The 21,809-nt window shown below is 69.6% G+C and carries 20 protein-coding genes, 1 tRNA gene and 1 pseudogene; 4 read left to right on the top strand and 18 right to left on the bottom strand.

All coding sequences use genetic code 11. The features are described 5' to 3' along the window. Positions 1-37: 37 nt before the first annotated feature. Positions 38-526 carry a DUF3253 domain-containing protein gene (locus tag RPIT_RS04725; RefSeq protein WP_218121520.1) on the top strand — a complete coding sequence of 163 codons (489 nt, stop codon included), beginning with the start codon at positions 38-40 and terminating at the stop codon, positions 524-526. 191 nt (positions 527-717) lie between these two features. Here RPIT_RS04725 and RPIT_RS04720 read toward each other — a convergent pair whose 3' ends face one another. The 10 genes and pseudogenes from RPIT_RS04720 to hemE form a co-directional block, all read right to left on the bottom strand. Next, positions 718-1,947 carry an FAD-dependent oxidoreductase gene (locus RPIT_RS04720; protein ID WP_077341140.1) on the bottom strand — a complete coding sequence of 410 codons (1,230 nt, stop codon included), beginning with the start codon at positions 1,945-1,947 and terminating at the stop codon, positions 718-720. A 4-nt stretch (positions 1,948-1,951) separates the two neighbouring features. Beyond that, positions 1,952-3,355 carry a cryptochrome/photolyase family protein gene (locus RPIT_RS04715; RefSeq protein ID WP_077341138.1) on the bottom strand — a complete coding sequence of 468 codons (1,404 nt, stop codon included), beginning with the start codon at positions 3,353-3,355 and terminating at the stop codon, positions 1,952-1,954. Positions 3,356-3,460: 105 nt separating this feature from the next. Then, a tRNA-Ala gene (locus RPIT_RS04710) sits at positions 3,461-3,536 on the bottom strand. A gap of 400 nt (positions 3,537-3,936) precedes the next feature. Continuing rightward, the gene (gene hemC, locus RPIT_RS04705) at positions 3,937-5,604 is read right to left on the bottom strand and encodes a hydroxymethylbilane synthase (protein WP_077341136.1); all 1,668 of its coding nucleotides are present in this window, start codon (positions 5,602-5,604) and stop codon (positions 3,937-3,939) included. 37 nt (positions 5,605-5,641) lie between these two features. Then, positions 5,642-6,928 (bottom strand): glutamate-1-semialdehyde 2,1-aminomutase, encoded by a 1,287-nt coding sequence (gene hemL, locus RPIT_RS04700; protein ID WP_077344207.1) that lies wholly within the window; start codon positions 6,926-6,928, stop codon positions 5,642-5,644. Continuing rightward, positions 6,925-7,890, bottom strand: coding sequence for a porphobilinogen synthase (hemB, locus tag RPIT_RS04695; RefSeq protein WP_077341133.1), 966 nt, complete (start codon positions 7,888-7,890; stop codon positions 6,925-6,927). Before hemB ends, hemL begins: the two co-directional genes overlap by 4 nt. Next, entirely contained in the window at positions 7,887-8,573 is a 687-nt protein-coding gene (locus RPIT_RS15610) for a uroporphyrinogen-III synthase (RefSeq protein WP_226996382.1), read from the bottom strand. The genes hemB and RPIT_RS15610 overlap by 4 nt, the downstream gene beginning before the upstream one ends. 63 nt (positions 8,574-8,636) lie before the next feature. Further along, positions 8,637-9,521 (bottom strand): annotated as a pseudogene (hemC, locus tag RPIT_RS15605) (hydroxymethylbilane synthase); the annotation flags it as partial. Beyond that, positions 9,518-10,801, bottom strand: a complete 1,284-nt coding sequence (locus tag RPIT_RS04685) for a protoporphyrinogen/coproporphyrinogen oxidase (protein WP_077341131.1) — start codon at positions 10,799-10,801, stop codon at positions 9,518-9,520. The gene RPIT_RS04685 and the pseudogene hemC (RPIT_RS15605), both read right to left, overlap by 4 nt. Beyond that, positions 10,798-11,805, bottom strand: a complete 1,008-nt coding sequence (gene hemE / locus RPIT_RS04680) for a uroporphyrinogen decarboxylase (RefSeq protein ID WP_077341129.1) — start codon at positions 11,803-11,805, stop codon at positions 10,798-10,800. The genes RPIT_RS04685 and hemE overlap by 4 nt, the downstream gene beginning before the upstream one ends. A gap of 53 nt (positions 11,806-11,858) precedes the next feature. On the opposite strand from hemE, the gene RPIT_RS04675 reads away from it, so the two are divergent. From RPIT_RS04675 to hemQ, 3 genes are read left to right on the top strand one after another with little or no spacing between them, the layout of a single operon-like run. Next, on the top strand, positions 11,859-13,127 hold the full coding sequence (locus tag RPIT_RS04675) for a glutamyl-tRNA reductase (protein WP_077341127.1): 1,269 nt from the start codon (positions 11,859-11,861) through the stop codon (positions 13,125-13,127). Continuing rightward, a complete protein-coding gene (locus RPIT_RS15600) occupies positions 13,124-14,164 on the top strand; it encodes a ferrochelatase (protein ID WP_226996338.1) in 1,041 nt (346 codons plus the stop codon). The genes RPIT_RS04675 and RPIT_RS15600 overlap by 4 nt, the downstream gene beginning before the upstream one ends. Positions 14,165-14,172: 8 nt before the next feature. Further along, positions 14,173-14,898 (top strand): hydrogen peroxide-dependent heme synthase, encoded by a 726-nt coding sequence (hemQ, locus tag RPIT_RS15595; protein WP_226996337.1) that lies wholly within the window; start codon positions 14,173-14,175, stop codon positions 14,896-14,898. Here hemQ and RPIT_RS04665 read toward each other — a convergent pair. The 8 genes from RPIT_RS04665 to obgE all read right to left on the bottom strand — a co-directional run bounded on the left by RPIT_RS04665 (position 14,831) and on the right by obgE (position 21,749). Next, positions 14,831-15,496: a histidine phosphatase family protein gene (locus tag RPIT_RS04665; RefSeq protein WP_162274493.1), complete on the bottom strand. Its 666-nt coding sequence runs from the start codon at positions 15,494-15,496 to the stop codon at positions 14,831-14,833. The two genes, hemQ and RPIT_RS04665, sit on opposite strands and share 68 nt — an antisense overlap. Beyond that, on the bottom strand, positions 15,493-15,888 hold the full coding sequence (rsfS, locus tag RPIT_RS04660) for a ribosome silencing factor (protein ID WP_077341123.1): 396 nt from the start codon (positions 15,886-15,888) through the stop codon (positions 15,493-15,495). The genes RPIT_RS04665 and rsfS overlap by 4 nt, the downstream gene beginning before the upstream one ends. Further along, complete coding sequence (nadD, locus tag RPIT_RS04655; protein WP_237267861.1) at positions 15,875-16,480, bottom strand: nicotinate-nucleotide adenylyltransferase; 606 nt, start codon at positions 16,478-16,480, stop codon at positions 15,875-15,877. Before nadD ends, rsfS begins: the two co-directional genes overlap by 14 nt. Before the next feature lie 59 nt (positions 16,481-16,539). Further along, positions 16,540-16,677 carry a hypothetical protein gene (locus RPIT_RS15320; protein WP_169835150.1) on the bottom strand — a complete coding sequence of 46 codons (138 nt, stop codon included), beginning with the start codon at positions 16,675-16,677 and terminating at the stop codon, positions 16,540-16,542. 18 nt (positions 16,678-16,695) lie between these two features. Then, the gene (locus tag RPIT_RS04650; RefSeq protein ID WP_077341119.1) at positions 16,696-17,937 is read right to left on the bottom strand and encodes a glutamate-5-semialdehyde dehydrogenase; all 1,242 of its coding nucleotides are present in this window, start codon (positions 17,935-17,937) and stop codon (positions 16,696-16,698) included. Between the two features lie 57 nt (positions 17,938-17,994). Beyond that, the gene (locus RPIT_RS04645) at positions 17,995-18,594 is read right to left on the bottom strand and encodes a SemiSWEET family sugar transporter (RefSeq protein WP_077341117.1); all 600 of its coding nucleotides are present in this window, start codon (positions 18,592-18,594) and stop codon (positions 17,995-17,997) included. A gap of 577 nt (positions 18,595-19,171) precedes the next feature. Further along, positions 19,172-20,269, bottom strand: coding sequence for a glutamate 5-kinase (gene proB, locus RPIT_RS04640; protein WP_077341115.1), 1,098 nt, complete (start codon positions 20,267-20,269; stop codon positions 19,172-19,174). Further along, complete coding sequence (gene obgE / locus RPIT_RS04635; protein WP_077341113.1) at positions 20,259-21,749, bottom strand: GTPase ObgE; 1,491 nt, start codon at positions 21,747-21,749, stop codon at positions 20,259-20,261. Before obgE ends, proB begins: the two co-directional genes overlap by 11 nt. Positions 21,750-21,809 lie beyond the last annotated feature (60 nt).

Genomic DNA, 21,809 nt, shown 5'->3' with positions numbered 1-21,809 from the left:
GCCACGGCGGCGCCACACCTGTGACTACGCTCAGGACGTGGGCGCTGAGATCGAGACCACCGAGGACGGCCATCACATCGTCGTGGGCGGCCGACGCTGGCGCGCCACGGATCCCGCTATCCCGGAGACGCTGAAGGCACAGCTGGTCGGCGCCCTCATGGACGCACGGCGCGCCGTCAAGGCCGACGGCGATGCGGCGCGCCACCGCGTCCAGGACGCGAAGGTCGCCCTCGGCGAGCGCGGCGACCCGTGGTGGGAGGAGGCCACTACGGAGGGTCTGACCACCCGCATCGACTCCACCATCCGGGCCCTGCTCCGCCGCCGCCCCGACGGCACCATCTGCCCCAGCGAGGTGTCGCGCGTGGTGGGCGGCGATGGTTGGCGCGATCTCATGGACGCGGTACGTGACCGCGCCTGGGCGCTCCGCGATCGCGGGGAGGTCGACGTGCTCCAGGCGGGCGCGCCCGTGGAACCTGGTGCCCGAGGCCCGATCCGCATCGGTCGAGGGCCGCAGTTCCCCGAGTAGCCCTCCGCTCCCTGAGCTTGTCCCCTCCGCTCCCTGAGCTTGTCCCCTCCGCTCCCTGAGCTTGTCCCTTCCGTTCCCTGAGCTTGTCGAAGGGTCACGGCACCGTGGTCGACCGCCGCCCCTGTCCACGGGGGCGGCGACCACAGCCGGGGCCGTTACCCTTCGACAAGCTCAGGGAACAGCCGGGGCCGTTAGCCTTCGACAGGCTCAGGGCCTTGATTGGCCCCTGTCCACGCGGCAGCCCTCTCCCCCGCGGCGGCACCGCGTCTCAGCGCGCCCTGGAGGGAGGCCTCGCCTGCGTCGGTAGCCACGTAAAGGCCTGGACCCGCCTCGATGGTCGGCGCTTCCCTGCCCGGCAGGACCGGCGTGAGGGCGTCGCGCACCACGTGCGCGGCGACCACCCGCCAGTCGGCCGTCGAGCTCCCGTAGATCGCCTCCGCGTGCCGCCTGACCTCAGATTCCGTCGGCTGCCGGTCCTCGCGCCACAACGTCGATGCCTGCACGAGGTGCCGTCCCGCCGGGGCGTAGGACGGTTGGGCGTTGCTCACGACGGCGGTGTTGACCACCGGTCCCCGCCGATCCACCTCGAGGTGGAGGAGATTCGATCGGGTTGGCGCCACGGGGGCGTCGAACCACCAGGTGGCGAGCCCGCGGGCCGGCGCAGGCGACGGCCCACCCGCGAGGGCCACAGCGGTCCACGGGTCGGTCGCGATGATCACCGATCTGGCGCGCCAGGTGTCACCGTCGGTCTTCACGACCCAGCCCGAACCCTCAGGGGACACCGAGGTGACCCGCACCCCGCGCCTCACCTGTGCACCCGACCGCTCCGCGAGGCGGGCCGGCAATGCAGCCATTCCCTGGGCAGGCAGGCCTGGGGTTCCGAGCAGGAACCAGCCAACCAGGCCCCGGGTGAAACTCGCCGAGGTCGAGCCGGAGTCATCACCGATGACCCCGGCGAGAAATCCCTCGAGCAGGGAGCGCCAGAATCCGTGCACCTTGGCCTTGTCGAGCGATTCGCTGAGGGTGACGTCGGCGCCCGCACGGTCACCGAGCCACAGGGCCAGACGTCCGACTGCCCGCGGATCGCGCGCGGCCAGCCGGGCCGCAGCGCCCCGCCAAGGAGCCCGCGAGGGATCCATGATCTCGACGAGGCGGCCGTCAGTGCGCGCGCACACTCCACGCCCGAAGCTCCTGAGACCCAGCTCGCCGAGGTCCACCGCCTTTCTGAGGGCGGGATAGCCGGGGTTCAGCACCTGAAAGCCGACGTCCACTTTGAAACCGTCGACGAGTTCGGTGCGGACTCGGCCGCCGATCTCCTGAGACGACTCCAGGACCACGGGCGTCGCCCCTGACCGCTTGACGACGCGGGCCGCGTTAAGGCCGGCCACCCCCGCTCCGATGATGACGACGTCTGCATCCATCGCTTCAGCTCCTTCTCTCGTGCTCGGTGGGCTGTGTCTCGCGGGCGTCCCGGGCCTCGGAGAGCCGCTCCAGCGCCTCAGCCCGCTCGGCCTTCAGATCGATGATGGGGGTCGGGTAATCGAGGTCGCGGGCGAGCGCCGTGCGCCACGGTTCATGCACGGCCGCTCCGTCGATGGGACGCAGCTCAGGCACCCACCGCCGGACGAAGTCGCCGTTGGGGTCGAACTTCTGCCCCTGCAGGATGGGATTGAACACCCGGAAATAGGGGGCGGCGTCGGTGCCGGTGCCGGCGACCCACTGCCACCCGTGCTGGTTCGAGGCCAGGTCGGCGTCGGCCAGCCTGTCGAGGAAGTGGTCCGCACCGACCTGCCACCTCGTGTGGAGGTGCTTGATGAGGAAGCTCGCCACCACCATGCGCAGTCGGTTGTGCATCCACCCTTCGCCGAGCAACTGCCGCATCGCGGCGTCGACGATGGGGAATCCGGTTCTCCCCTGCCGCCAGGCCTCCACCGCCGCCCCCGGCTCGTCGTAGCGCATGTGCGTGAGCGCTGGGCGCAGATCCTGCCACAGCGAGTCCGGATGATGGTGGAGGACGTCGGCGTAGAACTCCCGCCACGCCAGTTCGAGTCGGTACCGCTCGGGGCCCGTGCCAGTCCTCGCCTCCAGATCTGCGAGCAGGGTGCGGGGATGGACCACTCCGAACTTGAGGTACACGGACATCCGCGACGTGCCGTCGAGGTCGGGCCGGTCGCGGTCGTGCCCGTAGCGCTCCAGCCCCTCGTCGAGGAACCACTCCCAGCGTTCCTGGGCCGCTGCTTCGCCCGCCTCCGGGAGCTGAACCTCATCGCAGCAGGCCGCCTGGGCGACGACCTCCCACGCCGATGGATCGCTGCGGTCGTCGGCCAGTCGGAGGTCCGCGGGCTCCTCCGCCGGAGCCCGCCACCCGTGGTCCCGCCAGCCGCGACTGAACGGGGTGAACACCTGGTACGGCTCCCCATCGGCTCGACGGATCCGTCCGGGGGTGACGGCGTACGGGCTGCCGGTCGCCACCAGGGTCACCCCCCGCTCGCGCAGGGCGGTGCCCGCCGCGGCGTCCCTGGCTGCTCCCTGCGGCTCGGTCTCGGTGGAGATGTGCACGGAGGTGGCACCGAACTCGCCCGCGATCTCGGGAAGCAGCGCCTGTGGATCACCGAGCCTCAGTGTGAGCCTGCCCTCGTAGGAGTCGCGCAGCGCCATCAGTGTTCGCGCGAGCCACGTCCGCCGCGGCGCGCCCGCGGTGTCCCAGAAGGCCGGGTCGAGGACGAAGACGGGAGCGACACTGCCGCTGCGTTCGGCAGCGGCGGCGAGAGTTGGCAGGTCATGCCTGCGGAGGTCTCTCCGAAGCCAGACGATCTCGCTCGTTGTCATTGCACTCCTCCGGCTGCGCTGGCCCCTATTCAACACGCGTGCGTGGGCGACTGCCGTCCGAAACGCGAAATGCCCCGCAGTGCGGGGCAGATCGGGCGGGTGATGTGGTGGAGCTAAGGGGATTCGAACCCCTGGCCTCTTCCATGCCATGGAAGCGCGCTACCAACTGCGCCATAGCCCCGTGACGCCCTCCGGCGACTTGGAATACGTTAGCGCACGAGCTCCGAAAATGAAAAATCGGGCGATGGTCGATGCGCACGACGGTTTTGTCGGACATGCGTTCTAAAGTCAGGAGCATGAGAACTTTGTCAACCGCCGGGCCCGGCCCCGATCAGGCCTCGCGAATTCCACTCCTCAGGATTGCGGCGTGGGGGGCGATGGATCTGCCGCTCCTGGCAGCAGCCGATGCTGCCGCGTTACCGACGTCCCCCGAGGTGGGCGAACCTCGCCAGTACCGCGACCCTTATCGAGGTGGCTCAGCCGCCGCGGATCCCCCGAGCATCGCGGTTTCGAGCTAGGAGGGTGCTGAACAATGCTGCCTCCGGTGCGCCGCAGCCGAGGCATGATTGTTCAGCAGGCTCCTAGCTACGGGTACGCTCCAGCGCCCGGGCAAGGCCAGCCACGCCGTAGTCGTCCTTCTGGACGGCCACGGCCAGCACGGGTAGCCCTGCTGCCCTCGCGGCGCTGGCGGTGTCGTCGTCCCACACCACCACCTGCACGTCGTCGCGATGGCCGAGAAGTTCCATGTAAGGGCGCACCTGCGACGGGGTGACGAGGAAGACTGCATTCCAGGCCCCCTCATCCCACATTTCCTTCAGCTTCGCGTCCGGTTCGTCCAGGTCGGCCATGGTGTAGACCTCGAGCCGGAGAACCTCGTACCCCTTGGCGCGGAGCCCGTCCTCCAGCCGCGTGGCGAACTGGTCGGCGCAGGGAATCACCACGCGCACCTTGCCCTCGGCCTTCGGGAACAGCTCCACCAGCTTCTGCGAGCTCGCGGGACCTTCAGGGCACAGATCGACGTTCCTGCCGGCCTCCTCTACGACGAGCCGGGTGGTCGTGCCCATGGCCGCAAGTTTCGCGTCGCCGGGGATGTCCCATCCCCTCTCACGAAGCGCCCAGACGGTCTGCGCAGACGGGACCACGACCCAGTCGCCCCAGTCGAGCCGGTTGTCTGCGGACACCAGCTTCGCCTCCTGGAGCGCCACACAGTCGACGCGCAGCCCATTGGCCCGCAGGGCCTGCGACATGCGGCCCTCCGGCCGGGGCAACAGAACGCGGAGCCTGTCGTCGTCCTCGAACTCGATGAAGGAAGAATCCTCCGCATGGTCGGCCGTCATCTTGAAGGAGGCGATGGCCTCCTCAGAGATGAACCGCTCGGCCTTGCGCGCCAGGAGCGCGTTGGCGACGTTGAAGCCGGTTCGCTGGGCGTGGTAGAGCGAGGTCGGCAGACCCACTTCGAGGACGTTGCGCTTGGCGCCGTCCACAGAGAAGACGCCCGCCTTGAGCCCGAGGATGCCTCTGCGGGTGGCGATCGCAGCCACCGGCGCCATGTAGGTGGTCTTGAGGCCGGTCAGTACCGCCCGCTCGGCGTCGATGCAGATGCGGGTCTCGATGTCGTCGAACTCGGCAAGTGCGGCGACCACGTCCTCGTCGGCCGCCCGACATTCCAGCGCCAGGGCGCCCTGGCCCGGCGCGGTCATGATCGGCAGATACTCGGCCACCCGGTCCTCGAGGCCGAGCGACTGGATGCCCGCGGCGGAGGCCACGATGCCGTCGAGTTCGCCGGGTGCAAGCAGACGCAGGCGGTCCACCAGTGTCCCGACGACGTCGACGAACGTGAGGTCCGGGCGCAGGGCCTTGAGCTGGGCAAGGCGCCTCAGCGAGGTGATGCCGACCCTGGATCCTCGCGGAAGCGCAGAGAGCGGGACACCGGAGGTGGTGCAGAGTGCGTCGCGGTGGTCGCCGCGCTTCAGGACCGCAGGGAAGACCAGGTCGCCGGGCTTGTACGTCAGCGGCACGTCCTTGACCGAGTGGATCACAACATCGCACTGGCCATCCTCGAGGGAGCCGCGGAGCACCTTGGCGAACTCGCCCAGCGAGTACCCCTCGGGCATATGGATGGTGTCGGTGTCGTGCCCGGAGACCTTGACGATCTCCACCTCGTGTCCAGCACCCCGCAGCATCTCCGCCACGGCCTCCGAACGCGCCATCGCCAGCGCCGAACCGCGCGTACCCAACCGAAGCTTCACCGTTGATCCTCCTGAATGTCTGTGCTGCCCTAGCTTCTCACGAATCCGCCGCAGCCCGTGCCGCCTGCGGAAGGGCGTCCGTGATCCGGGCCATCGCACGGTCGTCGTGTGCCGCCGACAGGAACCAGGCCTCGAAGGCCGACGGCGGCAGGGCGATCCCCGAATCCAGCATCGAGTGGAAGAAGCGGGCGAAGGCCGCCGTGTCCTGATCCTTCGCGTCGTCGTAGGTGCGCACCGGCTCGGCGCGGAAGAACACGGAGAACAGGTTGCCGGCGTTCTGAACGACGTGCGGAACGCCGGCGCGGCTGAGGGCCTCCCCCACGGCGGACTGGAGTTCAGCCGAGCGCCTGTTGACGTGCTCGTACACCGCGTCGTCCGCGAGGCGGAGAGTGGCGAGCCCGGCCGCCGTGGCCAAGGGGTTACCCGACAGGGTCCCAGCCTGGTAGACGGGGCCGAGCGGGGCCAGCATTCCCAGGAGATCGGCCCGCCCGCCGAGGGCCGCCAGCGGCATGCCTCCCCCGACCACCTTGCCGAAGGTGATGAGATCCGGCCGATAGCCGCCCTCGAGCCCGAGCCATCCGGCAGGACCCACGCGGAACCCCGTCAGGACCTCGTCGAGGATCATCAGGGCTCCGTGGCGCGCCGTCAGCTCACGGATGAGCGCGTTGAACCCGGCCGAGGGTGGCACCACCCCCATGTTCGCGGGGGCCGCTTCCGTGATCACCGCAGCGATGCGGTCTCCCATCCGCTCAAACACAGCGTCGAGCGCGGTCGGGTCGTTGTATCCGACCACGATCGTGTCCGCCGCAGCGGCGGCGGTGACCCCCGCCGATCCCGGCAGCCCCTGCGTGGCCACCCCGGACCCGGCGGCGGCGAGCAGAGCATCCGAGTGACCGTGGTAGCAACCGGCGAACTTGACGATGATGTCGCGGCCAGTGGCGCCGCGCGCCAGCCGGACAGCCGTCATCGTGGCCTCGGTGCCGGTGGAGACGAACCTGACCAGTTCGGCGGCGGGGACGCGGCTGCGGATGGCTTCGGCCAGCTCGACCTCGGCCTCCGTTGGGGCGCCGAACGAGAGGCCACGCCCGGCGGCCCCGCGGACGGCTTCGACCACCTCCGGGTGGGCGTGCCCCAGCAACGCCGGCCCCCAGGAACACACCAGGTCCACGTACTCGACGCCGTCCGCCCCCACGATGTAGGGGCCGCTCGCGCGCGACACGAAGACCGGGGCGCCACCGACCGATCCGAAGGCCCGCACCGGGGATGACACCCCACCGGGGATGACCTTCCGCGCCCGCTCGAACAGATCCTGATCTGCGTTCACCGCAACCACCCTGCCAATTCCTCAGCCCAATACGTCAACACGATGTCAGCCCCGGCCCGCACGATCGCCGTCACGGATTCCTCCACCGCCGGGCGCCGGTCGATCCAGCCCCGTTCGGCGGCGGCCTCGATCATGGCGAACTCCCCCGACACCTGGTAGGCAGCCATCGGCACCTGCGAGGCTGCTGCGACGTCGGAGAGCACGTCGAGGTAGTACCCGGCGGGCTTGACCATCACCATGTCCGCGCCCTCGGCGAGATCGAGCAACGCCTCGCGAAGCCCTTCCCGACGGTTGGCGGGATCCTGCTGGTAGGTCCGCCGGTCTCCCACCAGAGAGGAGGTCACCGCCTCGCGGAACGGCCCGTAGAAGGCCGACGCGTACTTCGCCGAGTACGCGAGGATGGCCGTGTCCTGCAGTCCGGCGTCGTCCAGACCGGAGCGGATCGCCGCCACCTGGCCGTCCATCATCCCCGACGGCGAGACCACGTGGGCCCCCGCCTCCGCCTGGGCCACGGCCATGGAGACGTAGTGGGCCACCGTCGCATCGTTATCGACCGTCCCGCTCTCCCCCAGTACGCCGCAGTGGCCGTGCGAGGTGAACTCGTCAAGGCAGGTGTCGGCCATCACGACGATGTCGTCGCCGACCGCCGAGCGGACAGAACGGAGCGCGCGCTGCAGGATGCCGTCCGGGGCCCAGCCCTGGGTGCCGTCGGCATCCTTGACGTCGTCGGACGGCACACCGAAGAGCATGATCCCGCCCAACCCGAGCGCTGCTGCACGCTCCGCCTGCCGCGCCACGTCGTCGACGGTGAGCCGGTTGACCCCCGGCATCGACGAGATGTCGCCGGGTTCGTCGGCCACGAAGGTCGGGAGAACGAGCTGGGACGGCCGGACGGCCACTTCGCGCACGAGGGCGCGCATCGCGGGGCTGGTGCGCAGGCGCCTGGGCCTGATCTGGGTCATCTCGTGTCCTTTCGGATGGAGGCGACGGCGGCGATGAGGCCGTCTGAATCCTGGGTCTGGGCCGTGGCGGCCACCGGAACTCCGAGCGCCGCCAGGGCGCGGGCCGACGGCGGGCCGAACGCCACCACGGCTGTCGCCGGGGGCCACCCTAGAAGCTCGTCGACGGCGCGGGCCATGGAGCCGGACGTGATGACGATCACGTCGTAGGCGCGATCGACGACGCCGCGTGCCAGCTCCTGCGGAGGTTCGGCAAGCGCCTCCATCGTGTAGATGGGGAGGGTGTCAACCTCGTACCCCTTGGCCCGGAGACGCTCGGCCAGGACGGGTGACGAGAGCGCCGATCCGGGGATGACCACGCGGCCTGCCCCCGCCGGCCAGGCCTCCGCGAGCGCCTCGGCGGTGGAGGGTCCCTCCGGCACCAGGTCGACGCGCCACCCGGCATCCGACACGGCCCCGGCCGTCGCTCGCCCCACGGCCGCGATCCGGGTCTCGGCCGACGGCCTCAGACCGAGCTCACCGAGCACCGTCACGGTGGCGGGTGACGTCACGGCCATCCAGTCGTACCCCTCCACGCCGGTGGCGGGGTGCAGCGTGACGCGGCGCTGCAGCGGGGTCTCGGTGACCTCGGCTCCGGCCGCCCGCAGCGCCTCGCCCAGCCGGCCACCCTCCCGAGGCAGCAGCACGTTGATCCCCGCCAGCGTGGTCTCTCCCCGCCAGAGGGAGGCGTCGTCGTGCAGGTCGGCGAGTCGGGAGGGTCGAGAGGCCACCAGATCCGCGATCTCAGCGGCCCCGTCGTCGAGGAGAATGCGGGCGGCATCGGCCCCGGAGTGTCCAGTCAGGGGCAGCTGAGTGCGCCGGGACCCTGTCCCAGCGAGTGCGAACACCCCGGCGGTCAACAGCTCCCCGCGCCCCCAGGCCGCGATGGGGGCGGCGCACCCACCGCCCAACGCTGCCAGCACCGTACGCTCGGCCTCCACCTCGAGGCGGGTGGCAGGGTCGTCGAGTTCCGCCAGCGCCTCCGCGACGCCCGGGTCATCCGTGCGGCACTCCAACGCCAGCGCGCCCTGCCCGGGGGCGGGAAGGATGTCGAGAAACTCGGTGACCCGATCGAGCAGACCCAGGCGGGCCAGCCCGGCGGCGGCGAGCACCACCGCATCGAGATCCCCGGGAGCGACCCGCGCCAGGCGCGTGCCGATGTTGCCCCGGACGTCGACGTAGCTCAGATCAGGCCTGAGTGCGCGCAGCTGGGCCACTCTGCGCGGCGACCCTGTGCCGACCGTCGCCCCGGGCGGAAGATCCTGCAGCCTCTGTCCGTCGACGGCGATGAGGACGTCCCGGGCGTCGGCCCGAGGGGGGATGGCTGCGATGTGCAGGCCGGGCACGGGAGTCGTCGGCAGGTCCTTCAGCGAGTGGACCGCGAAGTCCACCGCACCGTAGAGGAGTGAGGTGCGCAGCTCCGCCGCGAACACACCCACGCCCCCGAGCCGGGTGAGGGAGCCTTTCGCCACATCTCCGCCGGTCTTGATGCGGACCAGCTCGACGTCATGACCCCGGTCGCGCAGGAGTCCTGCCATCTGCTCGGACTGGGCGACGGCGAGGGCGGACCCCCTGGTCCCCAGGCGCAACCTCATCCGGTGACCCGATCGCAGCCGGCGACGACGGCGGTGATGCCGTTGCCGTCCAGCCACGCTCCCACGACGTCGATCCCGGCCTTCGCGACCGTGTCGAGAACGAACTCGCGAACCGGCGCGTCCAGCCTGCCGGGCATCGCGTCCCACGTGACGGCGGCAAAGCCAGTGATCTGCGCGTCTCGCAGCTCCACGCCGAGGAACCGCGAGGCGTCGGCCATGACATCGGTCCTGCTCGGGACGTGGTTCTCGGGATAGGACAGACGGAAGATCTCCTGGTCTCCCCTGCGTGCCCACGGCCATTTGAGTGAGTAATGGGTCAGCGCCTTGGCGCCGATGGACGGATCGGATTCGCCCACCAACAGCCCCGAGCCGACCGGGCCGTCCGCGAGTCCCGGATGCTCGACCGCCAGCACCGCCTGCCGCGCCTTCTTGATGGGGGGCGCCGCGACGTCGACCGCCAGACGGCCGAGGAGGGAGACCGCGGCAGCGCCGGGAGTGGCCAGCACGAGCCGGTCGGCCCGCAACTTCTCGCCGCCCGGCAGCCCGACCACGAAGTCGGGGCCCGCGTGGGCGACGGCAACGATCGGGGACGCTGTGCGCACCTCTCCGCCCAGGTCGACGATCCGCTCCGCGAGAGTGTCGATGAGGGTGTACATGCCCCCGACGGGTTGCTCCACAGCCGCCCTTCCGGGATGTCGCATCGACGCGACGGCCGCGAGCAACGAACCATGCTCGGCCAGGGCCGCGAGCAGTCCGGGGGCGAACGCGTTGAGCGGCATCCTGTCGGGGTCGAGCGCGTAGACGCCATGCGCGACCGGCGCCACCAGACGCCGGACCGCCCCGTCTCCCAGCCGTGCACGGACCAGCTCACCGACAGTCGAGGCGTCGGCCCCGACCGATGCCGGCAGCTCCCCGTCGCGGGTGAGCGTCTCGAGCTCATCGGGATCGAGAGCCCCGAGCGCCGGATCGTCCAGGGAGGCGGGGATCCCGAGCACGCCCTCGGCCATGGGCCAGGTGCCGCGGGGCCACCACAGGTGGGGCTGGCCCGCAGGGGCGGCGAGTTCCAGCCCAAGCTCCTCGCACAGTGCCCGGGCGGCACCGCCGCGGATGGCATAGGCCTCGGCGCCGGCGTCGACCCGAACGCCTCCCACCTCGACGGGGTGGATCATCCCGCCCAGCCGCGTCGTGGCCTCCATGACGGTGACCCGACGCCCTGCCTTGGCCAGCCGGTAGCCGGCGACGAGGCCCGCCAGGCCTCCGCCGACGACGATGGCGGTCATAGCGCGTGGAGGAGGGCAACCAGGTCGGTCAGCACCCCCGGGTCGGTGGTCGGGGGCACGCCGTGGCCGAGGTTGACGATGTGCGCAGGGGCGGCCTTGCCACGCTCGACGACGTCCAGGGCGTGCCGCTCAAGGGCGTCCCAGCCGGCGGCAAGCAGTGCAGGATCGATGTTGCCTTGAAGGGGCAGCCCCGGCAGGAGCCACGCGGCCTCGTCGAGCGGGGTGCGGTAGTCGATGCCCATGGCCTCGACGCCGCAGGCGGCCATGTCGTCCAGAATGTGCCGGGTGCCGGTCCCGAAGTGGATGCGCGGCACGAGACCTTCGACGGCGGCGAGGGCCGCCGCGGAGTGCGGAGCCACCCGCTCGACGTAGTCGGCGCGGGTGAGCGCGCCCGCCCACGAGTCGAAGAGCTGCACCGCACGGGCGCCGGCGTCGACCTGCACACGCAGGAATTCGCCGGAGAGCTCCGCGCACCAGGCGAGCAGCCGCTGCCAGGAGTGCGGGTCGGCGTGCATCATCGTCCGCGCCGCCAGGTGGTCCCGGGAGCCCTTCCCCTCCACCAGGTAGGCCGCGAGCGTGAACGGCGCGCCTGCGAAGCCGATGAGTGGGGTCTCGTCTCCGAGCTCGTCGACGACCAGCCGCACCGCCTCGCTGATGGCTGACGGATCGGCCATCTCACGCCCGACCAGCGCGTCGACATCTTCAGCCGTGCGGATCGGCTCGTCGATGACGGGACCGACGCCCGAGTGGATCTCCACGCCCACTCCGGCCAGCACCAGCGGCATCATGATGTCGGAGAAGAAGATCGCCGCATCCACGCCGTGACGGCGCACCGGCTGCAGGGTGATCTCGGCGGCAAGCTCCGGCTTCAGGCAGGCCTCGAGGATCGTTGTGCCCTCCCGTACCTTCTTGTATTCGGGGAGTGAGCGTCCCGCCTGGCGCATGAACCAGACGGGCAGCTTCTCGGGGCGTTGGCCACTCAGGGCGGTAAGCAATGCACTCATGTCGGGATTGATTCTGCCTTATCCAGCAAAGGGTGCTTGAATAGGGGCCAGTCATGACTATGCGAGTCTTTTCCATCTCCCACCACCGGCAAGGCTTGTCGGAGGTTGAACGCACCAGCACGACGGCCAGCGACATCGCCGCAGACCTCTTCGAGCACCCAGGCGTCGAGGGCGTGATGGTGCTCAGCACCTGCAACCGGGTCGAGGTCATCCTCGACACTGACGACACTGTCACCACCCACCGCCTGCGAGGCGCGCTGACCGCGCACTACGAGGAGGCACCGGCCTGGGACGTGTTCCTCGGCGAGGTGGCGTTGAAGCACGTGTTCCGCGTCGCGGCGGGTCTGGACTCCATGGTCGTCGGTGAGAGGGAGATCGCGGGACAGCTCCGCCGCTGCCTGACCGATGCGCAGGCGGCGGGACACACGTCGCTCCCCCTGTACATCGCCGTCGACGAAGCGCTCAAGACTTCGCGCCGGATCGCGCGCGAGACCTCCCTTGAGGGGGCCGGGCGCTCGGTCGTCGGCGTCGGGCTCGACCACGTGGGGATCGACGACTGGGCCAGCACGCGAGCGTTGATCGTCGGTACCGGTTCTTATGCCGGTGCTGTCGTGGCCGCGCTGCGCGGTCGGGGGGTGCAGTCGCTGCAGGTCCACTCGTCCAGCGGCAGGGCGGCGGAGTTCGCCGCCAGCCACTCCTGCGAGCACGCCGAAGAACTGTGCGAGGCGCTGCGCGAGGCTGACCTTGTCGTGACGTGCCGGGGCCTCGGGCGGCCCGTCATCGGGCCCGCGGAGGTGCAGGGACCCGCCCGTTTCCTCGACCTGTCGCTCCATCGCGACGTCGCCGAGGAGGTGCGATCCCTGCCTGGCGTGAGGCTCGTCGATCTCGCCACCATCCAGTCAGCGGTCGGGCCCGCCTACGCCGCGGACACGCGCAGGGCGGAGGCGCTGGTTGAGCTCGGGGTGTCACAGACCCTCACCAAGCTCCGTTCCCGCGTGGTCGACCCCGCCGTCGTGGGCCTCCGCGAGACCGTCATGGCCATGGTGGCCGACGAGATCGGGAGGTTGCCCCAGCGGCAGCTCAGCCACGACGACGCCGCCCTCGCGCTGCGGCGCCTGGCGACCCGCCTGCTGCACGTGCCGTCGACCAAGGCCCGAGCGGCCGCCGAGCACGGCAGGACCCACGAGTACCTGCATGCCATGCAGGAGTTGTACGGAATCGGCCCCGATGTCGACCCCGACGATCTCGAAACTGAGCGTTGCCCCGTCACCCACCTCAAGGTGTGCGACCTCGACAGCTCCCAATCCCAGGAGGCCATGTGAGCATCGCACCCTATTCGGCAGTTCTCTTCGCCTCCTACGGCGGCCCCAACGAGTCCGCCGACGTACTCCCGTTCATGCGCAACGCCACCCGCGGCCGCGGCATCCCTGACGAGCGGCTGCTCGAGGTGAGCCAGCACTACGAGATGTTCGGGGGCCGCTCCCCCATCAACGAGCTGAACGCAGCCCTCATGGAGGACGTACGCGTCGAGTTGGCCCGCCGAGGCATCGATGTTCCGGTGGTCATCGGCAACCGCAACTGGCACCCCTACTTCGCCGACACGGTCGACGAGCTCGTGGCCGAGGGGCACGAGCGCGTCGTTGCCGTGGCGACCTCCGCCTACTCCTCCTACTCCAACTGTCGGCAGTACTGCGAGGATCTGGCCGGGGCGTCCGACGGCAAGCCGATCACGATCGACAAGATCGATCCCTTCGGCGAGAGCCGCGAGTTCGTCTCCGCCAACGCCCGCGCCCTCGTCGAGGCTGTCCGCACCCTCCGCGCCCGGATCGGGGATCAGACCCTTCGCGTGCTCTTCGTGACGCATTCGATCCCGACGGCGATGAACGAGGCCTCACACACCGGCCAGCCCGAGAACCGGTACGACGCGCAACACCTGCGGGTGGCCGGCGCCGTCGCAGCCGAGGCCGGCGAGGAGCTCGGTGAGCAGCTGACCTGGGAGCTGACCTTCTGCTCACGCTCAGGCTCGCCGCATGTGCCGTGGCTGGAGCCTGACGTCAACGACCGCATGCCCGAAGTGCAGGCCGAGGGGGTTGCCGGCGTCGTGGCAGCACCGATCGGGTTCATCTCCGACCACATGGAGGTCATCTACGACCTCGATACGCAGGCCAACGAGACCGCCGCAGAGCTCGGCCTCCCGTACGAGCGCGCGGCCACGGTCGGGCCGGACCCCGAGTTCGTGTCGCTGCTCGTCGACCGGCTGCTGGAGCAGGCGGCCGCCGCCCGCGGCGAGGCGGCACCCCGTAACCTCTGCCAGTTCTCCACCGGCCGCTGCTGCCTGCCGCGCCCGATCACCACCTGAAGGAATCCATGAGCAAGCACCCGGGACGCGACGAGCGCGACGAGCACGACGTCGATCTGGAAGCCATCAACGCCACTCCCCTGTACGCCCTCTACTCGGTCTTCGCCCTCCCGGAAGCGCTCCCCGCGGGTGAGCTGTTCGAGGACGTCGAGGAGGCCATCACTGGCGCCGGCGCGTCGGTCCGCGGCTTCTACGACGTTGGCGGTTTCCGCGCCGACGCCGACCTCATGGTGTGGCTACTCGCCCACGATCCCGCCGAACTCCAAGCCGGTTATCACGCTCTGCGGCGCACGGCCCTGGGCGAGCACCTGGCCCCGGTCTGGTCCGTCATGGGCGTGCACCGGCCCGCGGAATTCAACCGGACGCACGTCCCCAGCTGCTTCGCCGGCTTCGCTCCGCGACCGTGGCTGACCGTCTACCCGTTCGTGCGCAGCTACGACTGGTACTACCTCGACAATGACCACCGGTCGCGGATGCTGTACGAGCACGGCGTGGCCGGACGGGAGTTCCCCGACGTCATCGCATCGACGCTGTCGGCCTTCGCGCTGGGCGACTACGAGTGGATCCTCGCGTTCGAGGCCGACGAGCTCCACCGTCTCACCGACGCCATGCGTCACCAGCGCGGCGTCGAAGCACGGCTCCACGTGCGCGAGGAGACGCCCTTCTTCACTGGACAGCGGGTCGAGCTTGCGGAGTGGATCGCCCGCCAGCCGACGCGGGAACGAAACGGCTAGACCCGCCGACGTTGTGGGCGAGCAGGCGCCACGCGCCGTGATGGTGCAGGACCTGCGAGAAGTGCGCGTTCATCAGTCCGCCGAGCACCCGGCCCTCGATGCCGAGCAGGGCGTGCAGAACCCTGTTCAGGAGTTGGCCGTGCGAGACCACGAGGATTGATGCCCCCGCCGGTTGGAGCCCGAGTTCGTCGAAGAAGGGCATCGCACGGGCGACCATCTCGCTCGGCCGCTCCCCGGTCGGCGACCGTCTGAAGTCCACCCCGTTGGCGTAGTGCTCCGGGTAGGAGGGCATCTCGGCGATCACCTCGTCGCGGGAGAGCCCAGCCCACGAACCGACGTCGATCTCACTCAGCCTGGGGTCCGTGACAACGTGACTGCCGGGCCGGACCAGCTGCGCGGTTTCCAATGCGCGGCTGAGCGGGGAAGCGTAGACAGCGTCGAAGTGCCACTGGGCCAGCGCGCTGCGGAGCTTCACCGCCTGCTGGCGGCCGGCGTCGTTGAGAGGGATGTCTGCATGGCCCTGGAAGCGCCGATCGCGGTTCCAATCCGTCTCGCCGTGCCGCAACACCACGAGCTGGGTGTCGGGCCGCGGCGTCACTGCTCGTCGTCGGACGGGTCCGCCGCGGGAGGCAGATCGAGGTCCAGCGGGATCTGAGGGCAGTCCTTCCAGAGCCGCTCAAGGCTGTACAGCGTGCGTTCCTCCGAATGCTGCACGTGGACGACGAAGTCGACGTAGTCAAGCAGGACCCAACGGTTCTCGCGGTCGCCCTCCCTTCGCAGTGCCTTGTAGCCGTGCTTGAGGAGCGCCTCCTCAACTCCGTCGACGATGGCGCCGACCTGGCGTTCGGTGTTGGCCGAGGCGATGAGGAAGACGTCGGTGATGGCGAGCTGCTCTGACACGTCGAAGGCGACGATGTTGTGCCCCAACTTGTCCGCCGCCCCTTGGGCGGCGATCCGGACCGGCCGCAGCACGTCGTCACTCACTGTCATCTGGCACTCCTGTTTCTGCGGCCGGATAGAGACCGCGCTTGGCGATGTACTGGACGATACCGTCGGGGACCAAGTACCAGATGGGATGCTGCGCGCGCACCCGCTCACGGCACGTCGTGGAGGAAATGGCCAGCGCAGGCACCTCGAGGAGAGTGACGCCTCCCTCAGGAAGGTGGGCGAGGTCACTCTGGGTCAGGGGTACGCCGGGTCGGGTCACCCCGACGAAGTGCGCGAGGTTGAACAGCTCGTCCGCGCCGCGCCAGGTGAGGATCTGCCGCAACGCGTCTGCGCCGGTGATGAAGAACAGGTCGGTCTGCGCGCCCCGCTCCGCCCGGAGATCCTTGAGGGTGTCGACGGTGTAGGTGTCACCCGGGCGGTCGATGTCGACGCGGGAGACAGAGAAGCGCGGGTTGGACGCGGTGGCGATGACCGTCATCAGGTACCGGTCCTCGGCGAGCGAAACCTGGCGGTTGCGCTTCTGCCAGGGAACGCCGGTGGGCACGAACACCACCTCATCGAGGGCGAACTTCGACGCCACCTCCGAGGCGGCGACGAGGTGACCGTGGTGGATGGGGTCGAACGTGCCGCCCATGACCCCGAGCCGGTACCGGCCCTGGCGCTCGGCCCGGGCGATGCCCAGCTCGGTCGTCGTCACTTGGAGTGCGGGCGGCCGGACCCGAAGCCGACGATCCAGGCGATGACCCCCAGCAACACGAGCAGCGTCAGCGCTCCCATCACCCAGGTCGGAACAGCGGGCGCGGCCGCAGCGGTCTCCAGCAGAAGGCTCATGGGTGCAGATCCTAGCAACTACGACCGGACCTGGCCGTCGCCTTCTACGACGTACTTCGAACTGGTCATCTCCTGCAATCCCATGGGCCCGCGTGCGTGCAGCTTCTGGGTGGAGATGCCGATCTCGGCGCCGAACCCGAACTCCCCGCCGTCGACGAACCGGCTGGAGGCGTTGACCAGCACGGCTGCGGCATCCACTTCGGCGACGAACCGGTCCGCCGCGCTGCGGCTGCGCGTGACAATGGTCTCCGAGTGGCCGGTCGTGTGCTCCCGGATGTGCTGGAGAGCCTCATCCATGGACCCGACGACCTTCGCGGCGAGGTCGAGGGTCAGGTACTCGGCGTCGTACTCGTCGGGGCGCGCTGGCACCACACCCTCGCCGTAGCCCGCCGTCGCGGAGTCCCCGTGGACAGTCACGCCCGCCTGGCGGAGCGCGCTCAGCGCCCTCGGCAGGAAATCGGGCGCGGCTGCGGAGTGGACGAGCAGCGTCTCGGCCGCATTGCACACGCTGGGCCGCTGCGTCTTCGCGTTGAGCAGTATCGCCAGCGCCTGGTCGACGTCAGCGTCGGCGTCGACGTAGATGTGGCAGTTGCCGGTCCCCGTCTCGATGACGGGCACCGTCGATCCGTCGACGACGGCCTGGATGAGGCCTGCCCCGCCCCGTGGGATGAGCACGTCCACGAGCCCACGCGCGCGCATCAACTCCGTGGTGGCGTCACGATCGCCCTCGATGAGGTGGACCGCGTCCTCGGTGACCCCCGCGTCCTTCAGCCCGCGTCGGAGTGCCTCCACCGTCACCCTGTTCGTCTGGAGAGCGGATGAGGAACCCCTCAGCAAGGCAGCGTTGCCCGACTTGAGACAGATGCCGGCGGCGTCGGCGGTCACGTTGGGGCGCGCCTCGTAGATGATGCCCACGACGCCGAAGGGAACACGAACCTGCGTCACGGAGACTCCGTTGCCCAGCTTCCAGCCACGCACGACGTCGCCGACGGGGTCCGGCAGCGCCGCTAGGTCACGCAGCCCCTGCACCATTCCCCTGATGCGATCGGGGTTCAGCGACAGCCGGTCGACGATGGACTCCTCCGTGCCCGCTTCACGAGCGCGGGCCACGTCCACCGCGTTGGCCTCGAGGAGCTCGCTCTCAGCAGCAGCCAGGGAGTCCGCCATCGCGTTCAGCGCGGCGTCCTTCTGCGATCGGCGCAGCGTGGCGAGTTCGACGGCGGCCGCTCGCGCGGCGATGGCTTGATCGCGGAATTCCATAGGTCCAGAGTCTAGGCTCCGAACCGCCCGGGACCTGGCGCGATCTCAGCCCGGGGCTCAGGCGGCGAGGGCGACCCGGTGCTGGGCGCGGCGCACGAGGTAGACCGCGAGGTTGATCGAGCAGATCACAACCATCGAGCCCGCGCACACGATGAGTGCCCAGTCGACTGTGGCGAGCCCGAAGATGAACCACATCGTCTGCACCAGCAGGATCACGCTCAGGTACCCGAGCGAGACCCCGGTCAGGTCCGGCGCGCCGATCATGAGGCGCAGCTGGGAGAACTGTCCGACGAGTTGCGGCACCGCGACGAGCAGGCCGAAGACCAGCGCACCGAGCCACAGGTTGGATCCGATGAGAAGCGCAGCGACGGCGGTGGGCAGGAGAAACTGCCGCAGGACCGGCTCCCCGCGGTCGCGCAGCACCATCACCACGATGAGCGAGGAGAGCGCGGCCATGAGCAGGTTCGGCCACTGCATCTGGGGGGCGCTCACGAGGAAGCCGTGGACGCACCACGCGGCCGTCGACGCGGCGGTCACCTGCCACAGCTGAACCGACACCCCCGCGCTCGTGCGCTCCCTGAGGATGCGGATCAACTGGGGAAGGTTGGACGACACCCCGAGGGCAGCAGCCACCCACCCGAAAACCTCAATGAACACCGCTTGAGACTAAGCCTTGTTTCACGGCCGACCAAAACGTGCACGCCCCCGGTGACCCACGAGCGGCCAAGGGAACGAGCCTTCCCGTCTCCCCGACGCGAGAAAGCGAGCCGCCCCCGCCTCCCGACGCGAGGAACCGCCCCAACGTCGCACTGAGTTGCGAGCGAGGAACGAGCGGGCGTATCGGAAAACGTGGACGGGCGACCGTCCGTCCCTCACGGGGCACGCCAACGGTTTACCGCACACGCCAAGCGATAGTCACAAACGCCAACGGGCAGGCCGCAACGCCAACCGAGAAGCCTCGACGCCGACGAGGCTCATCGACGCCCGCGAGATCTCGCGGGCGTCGATGGGTCTCGCGGGCGTTAGAGGATGTCGGTTGGCGTTCGGCTCTGCCTGTTGGCGTTCGGCCCTGCCTGTTGGCGTTCGGCCCTGCCTGTTGGCGTTCCGTCCTGCCTGTTGACGTTTGGTCCTGTCTGTTGGCGTACGCGTCGTCGCGTCGATTCACGCGCAGGCTGCTCGCGGAGCGACCCATCGGTGGATCCAGACAGCTACAAAGGAAGCTGAGGTGCGCAGCTCAGTCGGTGGCCAACATCATGTGGTCGCGGTGCACAACGGGGCGCTGGTGGCGGTGCCCCGCCTCCGAACTCGAGTGACCCATCTCGTGCTCAAGGTCAGCGCTCGAGTAGGCGACGAAGCCGCGACCGACCGGGTGCCCGTCCGGGCCGATCATCTCCACCGGCTCGCCCTCGGAGAAGACCCCCCGCACCTCACGGATGCCAGCGGCGAGGAGGGAGGCCTTGCCGTGCAGCAGAGCATCGCGCGCGCCGGCGTCCACGTGGAGGAAGCCGCGTGGCTCGGCCGCGAAAGCCAGCCAGAGCAGCCTGCGCGGGCGGCGTTTGCGAACAGGCGCGAAGAACGTGCCCACCTCATCGCCGGCCAGAGCACGCTCGAGGTCGTCGGCATGGCCCAACACGACGCTGACCCCGGCCTGGGTGGCGATGTCCGCCGCCTGCAGCTTGGTCCGCATGCCACCCGTGCCGACCTTCGACCCTACGCGTGACGTATCCACGTCCAGGGTGGTGAGGTCGTCGACCCTGTCGATCCGGCGAGCCCCTGGGGTATCAGGGTGGGCGGTGTAGAGCCCGTCGACGTCGCTCATGAGCAGCAGCGCGTCGGCACGGACGAGATGGGCGATGAGGGCTGCCAGCTTGTCGTTGTCGCCGAACCGGATCTCATGGGTTGCCACCGTGTCGTTCTCGTTGACGATGGGCACCACCCCAAGCCGGAACAACCGCGAGATCGTGTTGAGCGCGTTGCGGTACGTCCTGGGACGCAGGACGTCCTCGACGGTCAGGAGCAACTGCGCCACCGTGACCCCGTGCTCGGCGAACGCGTCCGCGTAATGCCGGACCAGCAGTCCCTGCCCCACGGCAGCAGCCGCCTGTTGCGTTTCCAGGTCGCGGGGGCGGCGCGTGAGTCCCAGCGGCAGGAGGCCGGCGGCGATCGCGCCCGAGGTCACCAACACGACGCGCGCGCCGCGGCCATGCAGCGCCGACAGCAGCCGTGCCAGCTCGCGCACCCGGCCGTGGTCGAGATGCCCATCCGGGCCGGTCAGGGACGAGGATCCCACCTTCACCACGACGCGCTTGGCGTCGGCGATCTCACTCCTCATCGTCGGCTTCGGGCTGGTAACCGCCGGTCGCGTAGTCCACCGCCTTGGCCGCGTGGTACTCGGCATCCATGCGTCGACGCCGGGTGACGGCGGGTCGCTGCTCCTCCAGCCGCGTGTCCTCGCCGCGACGGCTGAGAATCTCGGCCCCCACATCAACCTGCGGGGCGAAGTCGAACACGACCGCATCCTCGCCACCAATGGCCACAGCATCGCCCGGACGGGCGCCGATCTCGAGGAGTTTGTCCTCGACGCCGAGCCTGTTGAGCCTGTCGGCCAGGTAACCAACCGCTTCGGCGTTGTTGAAGTCGGTCTGCCTGATCCACCGTTCGGGCTTGGCGCCGCGCACCCGCCAGACGAAGCCGCCCTCGCCGTCGCCCTTCTTGACGATCGTGAACTCCTCCTGGGAGCCCTTGCTCGCCACGGGAGAGGGCCGCAGCACCTTCTTCGGGGCAGCCGCGGCGGGCAGTGCAGCGCGACGGGCCGCGACGACTTCGGCCATCGCGAACTTCAACTCCGGCAGTCCCTCTCCGGTCTTCGTGGAGATACGGAAGATCCTGTGGCCGAACTTCTTCAACTCAGGCAGGGCGATATCGGCCAGGTCGGGGGCGTCGGGCAGGTCGATCTTGTTGAGCGCGATCATCCTCACCCGGTCCTCGAGGCCCCCGTGCGCAGCCAGTTCGGCCTCGATGACCTCCAGATCCGAGATGGGGTCGCGTCCGGGCTCGTAGGTGCCGAGATCAATGACGTGGACGATCGCCTGGCAGCGCTCGATGTGGCGGAGGAAGTCGAAGCCCAGGCCGCGGCCCTCCGATGCGCCTTCGATGAGCCCGGGCACATCGGCGACCGTGTAGGTCACGTCTCCGGCGACGACGACGCCCAGGTTCGGCACGAGGGTGGTGAACGGGTAGTCCGCGATCTTGGGCCTGGCGCGGGAGATCGCGGCGATGAGCGACGACTTCCCGGCCGACGGGAACCCGACCAGCCCCACATCGGCGACGACCTTCAGTTCCAACTGGACGGCCCGGGACTGTCCCTCTTCTCCCAGCAGCGCAAAGCCCGGCGCCTTGCGACTCGCGGATGCCAGCGCGGCGTTGCCCAGTCCGCCCTTGCCACCTTCGGCGGCGATGAACTCAGCGCCAATCTCCGTGAGGTCGGCGAGCACCTCCCCGGTGTCGGCGTCGGAGATGATCGTGCCGCTGGGGACAGCGAGCACCACATCCTGGCCACGGGCACCGTGCTGGTGGTCTCCGCGACCGGGCTGCCCGTTGACCGCGCGACGCACCGACTGACGGTGGTATTCGACCAGCGTGGACAGCGAATCGTCCACGCGGAAGATGATCGAGCCGCCGTCGCCGCCGTTGCCGCCGTCGGGACCGCCGAGAGGCTTGAACTTTTCACGGTGGACGGAGGCGCAGCCATGCCCGCCATTTCCCGCCTCGACCGTCAGCTTGACTCGGTCGACGAATGAGGGAATCGCCATGTCGGTGCCTCCTAAGGGATCACTGGGAGTGTAGCGAGAAAGCAAGAACGGCCCCGGAGG

This window comes from Tessaracoccus flavus (assembly GCF_001997295.1).
Lineage (GTDB): Bacteria > Actinomycetota > Actinomycetes > Propionibacteriales > Propionibacteriaceae > Arachnia > Arachnia flava.
This window is presented reverse-complemented; position numbering and strand designations above follow the sequence as displayed.